Below are 472 nucleotides of genomic sequence, written 5' to 3'. Positions count from 1 at the left end.
GTCCGCTGCCCAGGAGTCCGGCGGGGGCGCATCCGCCACCGGAGCACCCTCGGCGCCGGAGTCCGCCGCGCGCGAGACGGCACCGTCGGAGCACGCGGCACCAGCACCAGCACCAGCACCGGCACCGGCTCCGGCACCGGCTCCGGCTCCGGCACGGCCGGACGCGGCGCCCGCGCAGGGAGACCAGCGCCCGACGCAGTCCCGCCCTGCACCCACCCCCGCCTCGGAGCCCACCCCCGCCCCGGAGCCCACCGGCGCCCCGGTCACCGAGTGGGCCGTCGCCACGATCCCCGCCGCGGATCCCACCGCCGGGGCCGAGCGCTCGTGGTCGGCACCGTTCGGCACCACCGACACCGGTGAGCCCGTCGCTCCCGTCCCGACCACGTCCGACCCGACGGCGGACGCGGCCCTCGCGGCACAGCTGCGCCCCGCGTCCTCGCTGGGCGCCCCCGCACCGCAGGCGATCCCGTCG

At 80.3% G+C, this 472-nt stretch carries 1 pseudogene; it reads left to right on the top strand.

The features are described from left to right. Positions 1–472, top strand: a pseudogene (locus tag HWD93_RS18205) (hypothetical protein); the annotation flags it as partial.

The organism is Curtobacterium sp. C2H10 (genome assembly GCF_025407985.1).
Taxonomy (GTDB): domain Bacteria; phylum Actinomycetota; class Actinomycetes; order Actinomycetales; family Microbacteriaceae; genus Curtobacterium.
The sequence above is the reverse complement of the archived record's forward strand: the minus strand, read 5'-3'. Positions and strand labels throughout refer to the sequence as shown.